The sequence below is a fragment of the Meiothermus luteus genome, assembly GCF_003574085.1.
Taxonomy (GTDB): domain Bacteria; phylum Deinococcota; class Deinococci; order Deinococcales; family Thermaceae; genus Meiothermus; species Meiothermus luteus.
This window is the reverse complement of sequence record NZ_QWKZ01000152.1, coordinates 1-4,011: the sequence shown is the minus strand read 5'-3', so window position 1 is coordinate 4,011 and position 4,011 is coordinate 1. Positions and strand designations below refer to the sequence as shown.

The 4,011-nt window shown below is 68.4% G+C and carries 4 protein-coding genes and 1 pseudogene; all 5 read left to right on the top strand.

Translation table 11 applies throughout. The annotated features are described in order from the left end of the window. Positions 1 to 189 (top strand): annotated as a pseudogene (locus Mlute_RS14370) (M20 family metallopeptidase); the annotation flags it as partial. Continuing rightward, positions 186 to 662: a YbaK/EbsC family protein gene (locus Mlute_RS14365; RefSeq protein WP_119361241.1), complete on the top strand. Its 477-nt coding sequence runs from the start codon at positions 186 to 188 to the stop codon at positions 660 to 662. The pseudogene Mlute_RS14370 and the gene Mlute_RS14365, both read left to right, overlap by 4 nt. A 45-nt stretch (positions 663 to 707) precedes the next feature. After that, positions 708 to 1,331 carry a hypothetical protein gene (locus Mlute_RS14360; protein ID WP_119361240.1) on the top strand — a complete coding sequence of 208 codons (624 nt, stop codon included), beginning with the start codon at positions 708 to 710 and terminating at the stop codon, positions 1,329 to 1,331. Between the two features lie 3 nt (positions 1,332 to 1,334). Beyond that, positions 1,335 to 2,915 carry a hypothetical protein gene (locus Mlute_RS14355; protein ID WP_182482587.1) on the top strand — a complete coding sequence of 527 codons (1,581 nt, stop codon included), beginning with the start codon at positions 1,335 to 1,337 and terminating at the stop codon, positions 2,913 to 2,915. Beyond that, positions 2,912 to 4,011, top strand: a 1,100-nt coding sequence (locus Mlute_RS14350; RefSeq protein ID WP_147371117.1) for an LptF/LptG family permease, incomplete at its 3' end; no start/stop codon positions are given. The genes Mlute_RS14355 and Mlute_RS14350, both read left to right, overlap by 4 nt.

Here is a 4,011-nt window from a genome sequence, read left to right as displayed (position 1 = left end):
CACCTGGGCCCCGGCCGGGTGGGCGGGGGCTCCGACGGCAACTTCACCGCCGCCCTGGGGGTCCCCACCCTAGACGGGCTAGGCCTCTTTGGAGAGGCCGCCCACCAGCCCACGGAGAACGTCTATATCCCCCAGATTCCCCTCCGCACTGCCCTTTTGTGCGGGATTTTGGAGGAGATGGCCCGATGAGCCTTCCCACAAGCGCCCAGAGGGTCCAAGACGCCCTGCGGGAAAGGGGCTTCGGACACCTGCGGGTGCAGGTGCTGCCTGGCTCAACCCGCACCGCCCAAGAGGCCGCCCAGGCAGTGGGCTGCACGGTGGGGCAGATCGTCAAGTCGCTGATCTTCCAGGGGGCCCAAAGCGGGCGGCCCTACCTGCTTCTGGTCTCGGGGGCCAACCGGGTCAGGACCGAGCTGCTGGTGGCCCATCTGGGCGAGGAGCTGCACAAGCCCGACGCCGAGTACGTACGGCAGGTCAGCGGGTTCGCCATCGGGGGGGTACCTCCCATCGGCCACCCCACCCCTCTGCCCACCCTGATCGACGCCGAGCTGTTCCAGTACGAGCGGGTCTACGCCGCGGGGGGCACCCCTTCCACGCTCTTCAGCCTCACTCCCAAGGAGCTTCTGGCCCTGACCGGAGGGCGGGTGTTGCCCCTGCATTGAGCCATCCCTCATGCCGTTCATGCCAAGGGCCCCTAGGATGACCCCATGCAGCGCGTACTGCTCCTACTGGTTCCCCTGGCGCTCTTCAGCCTGGCCTCGCGGTTCGCCGGCTTTGAGGTACGGCCCCGGGGCAGCTCCGAGCTCGACGTAGGCACCGGAATCTATACCCTGCCCAACGGCGGCACCATCACCGACAACAAAAGCGGCCTGGTGCTGGAGGCCCGCTACATCCAGTATAAGGAGGGGGAGTTCATAAGGGCCCAGGGGGCCACCCTGAGGTCAAAGGAGGGCGATTTCAGCGCCTCGAGCCTGGAGTACCTGCAGAAGCCCGACACCCTGCGCCTGAACGGGGTACGCTTTAGCTCCAAGGAGATTCGGGGGCTGAGCGCCCAGCAGGGGCTCCTCCTAAAGGAGGACGTGCTGGTCCTCAAGGGGGAGGTGCGCTCGAGCGAGCCCTACCTGGAAGCGGCCACAGTGGTGGTGGACACCCCCAAGAACCAGGCCCTGGTGCTGGGGGCCTTCGCCTTCCGCGACGGGGGCACCACCCTGCGGGGCAACCGACCCGACAGCACGCTGTTGCTGAGCTTTGCCGAGGGCCGGGTGCGGGCCAGCACACGGGTTCCCGCGGAAATCCTGAACCGGCTGCGGCCCTACGCCGATAGACTGTAGGGCGTGTGGAGGCTCAAGACAAACCAAGCGCTCGGTTCGCTGGTCGCCACCTTCCTCCTCAGCCTGGCCTGGGCCGCCCCCTGCCGGGAACAGCCCTACACCCTGGAGACCCCAGAGGGCCTGGCCGGGGGAGGGAACCTCGAGTTTGACGGCGAGGTGGCCCTCTTCACCGACGGGGCCTGCCTAGAAGCCCGGGGCCTGACCCTGCGGGCCCCCAGCCTGCGCTACGACCAGGCCAGCGGCGAGCTCACCGCGCGGGAGGTGGAGGTGGAAACCCCCCGCTACCGCTTCTGGGCGGAGGAGGCCTGGGTCAAGGGCCAGACCCTGCGGGCCTCGGGGGTGCGGGCCACCACCTGCCGATGCGGCGAGGACCTGCGGCTGCTTTCGCAAAGCCTTGTGCTCAACACTCAGACCGGCGAGGCGGTGCTGGAGGAGAGCTGGCTCGAGGTCTACCGCTTTGGCCTGGCCCGCTTTGAGGAGCTGACCTTCAGCCCCGGCCAGAGCCTAGGGGAGGTCTTGGGCCTTACCGAGGCAGGGGAGGCCCTCCCCGCACCGCTGCGCTTTGACTTTGACCAGGGGCTCAACTTTGGGCTGAGCGAGTTCCCCCTGGCCGGCCCCCAGCGGTTTTCCACCCGGCTCACCCTGCTGGGCCTGCGCCTGGGCAGCCCCGATCCGGTGCTGCGCCTGGGGCTATCCGCCCGGGAGAGACAACGTCGGGCCAGCCTCCAGCTTGACGCTAAGCCCAGCGGCTTCGCCAGCTCAGGGGAGGTGGTGGACGGTCCCCTCTTCTTCGTCCACGACAGCGCGGCGGGCCGCTACGCCTTTGGGCTGAGGCAGGGCTATAGCTGGGCGGACCTAGCCTTTAGCCCCTTCGGCTGGGTGGCCCAGGACTGGCGGGACGGCACCCCCGCCACCCAGGTCCAGGGCCTGGCCGCGGGGGCTGAGCTACGCTACGCCTTGAGCCTACAGGAAGGGCCTTTTCGCCTGCGCATGGAGCCCTTTGGGGTCTTCGCCCTGTACGACCAGGCCCCGGGGTATCTGGCCTACGGGGGACAGGTAGAGGGGCGCTACGAAGGGGCTTTCAACCTGCATCTGGGCTACTCCTGGGGCACCGAGTCGGGGCTGGGCCGCTTCTGGCTCGAGCGGCGCGAGGCCACCCACCGGCTCTTCGGAGGGCTGGAGCTTCCCGGGCTCGAGCTCAGGGCCGAGCACGACTTCCTAAAATCCCAGACCCAAGGCAGCTTGCGGCTTGGCTACCGGCAGGACTACGGCGAGTTCTGGCTGCGCTACAGCTTCTGCGCCGACTGCGTGGGCAAAACCACCAGCAACGGGCGGAGCGACTGGGAACGGCGCGAGCTGGTCTTGGGCTTTACCCCATCCCCCCTCACCTGCACCTACGACCTGAGCCTGAGCCCCCTTCTCGGGTATGATTTCCTGCGGCAGGGCGTAAGCCGCTTCGGCCTCGAGCTGCGCTACGCCGACTGCTGCTTCGTCTGGCGCTTGGGCTACCAGGAGGTCCGCATCGCCCAGCACCCCGACGAAATCCCCAGCGGAAAGTTCACCTTTGGGTTGGAAATCCGATGACCCTTCTTGACCGCTATATCCTGCGCGAGGCCCTACCGGTCTTTGCCTTCGGCCTGTTTCTCTACGTGGGCTTTGGCCTTCTAAGCAACCTCCTGCCCCGGGCCCAGTGGCTGGGAACCGCCGAGGCCCTGAGCGTCCTCAAGTGGCTGGCCCTGCAGGTGCCCTACGCCACCGTCCAGGCTCTGCCCATCGCCGCGCTGCTCTCGGTCATGCTGGCCTTTGGCCGCCTGGCCCGGGAAAACGAGCTTATGGTGATGCAAGCTGGCGGCATCCCGCTGCTGCGGGCGGCCCGGGTCTTCCTCCTGGGCGGCCTGGTGTTGAGCGGGGCTTCGTTGGCCCTTTCGGAATGGGTGGTGCCCTGGGCCAACCGGGCCACCGTCTTGGTCTACTGGAACGAGCTGGTCCCCGAGCGAACCGCCCAGTTCCGCCTGGTGGGGCGGGAGCTGGCAGTGGGCGAGTACGTGCTGCGCTTTGACGGGTTTGATCCGGAAAAGGACGAGCTCCAGCAGGTCCGGCTGGAACGCTGGCAGGGCCAGACCCAGACCATCATCCTGGCCCAAAGCGCCCGCCTCACTGGCCAGAGCCTGGTCTTTCGGGACTACCGGGTCTTCACGCTGGACTTCGCCCGCCTGCCCATCCCCGAGTTCAACACCCTGGCCGAGGCCGAGGCCCATCTACAGGAGGTCTTCCGAGCCCAGAACATCGGGGCTCCCGGAGCCGAGCTCACCGTGCGCCTCTCCCAAAGCCGCGAGGACCTGGAGGCCCAGTACGCCGGCGGAGGCTTTGAGGCCCCGGTGGCCCTCTCGAACTGGTGGCGCAAGCTGCAAGACCCCACCACCCCCCCCGCCGAGCGGCGCGAGGCCCTGGCTCAGTGGCACGCCGGTCTGGCCCTGGCCCTGGCCAACCTACTGGTGTTGGTGCTGGCCCTGCCGGTGGCCGTGCGTCGGGCCAGCAGCCCCGGGACCGCCTTGGCCCTGGCCCTGGTCCTCACCATCGCCTACTATGTGGCCTTCAGCGTGGGCAAGGTGGTGGCCCTGACCGGGCCCGTTCACCCGGCCTTGGCGGCCTGGGGGGCCAACCTGCTGGGGGCCGGGGT

Excerpts from the sequence above, each read along its gene's own strand:
- Mlute_RS14365 (WP_119361241.1), top strand. The coding sequence starts at position 186 with ATGAGCCTTCCCACAAGCGCCCAGAGGGTCCAAGACGCCCTGCGGGAA.
- Mlute_RS14360 (WP_119361240.1), top strand. The coding sequence starts at position 708 with ATGCAGCGCGTACTGCTCCTACTGGTTCCCCTGGCGCTCTTCAGCCTG.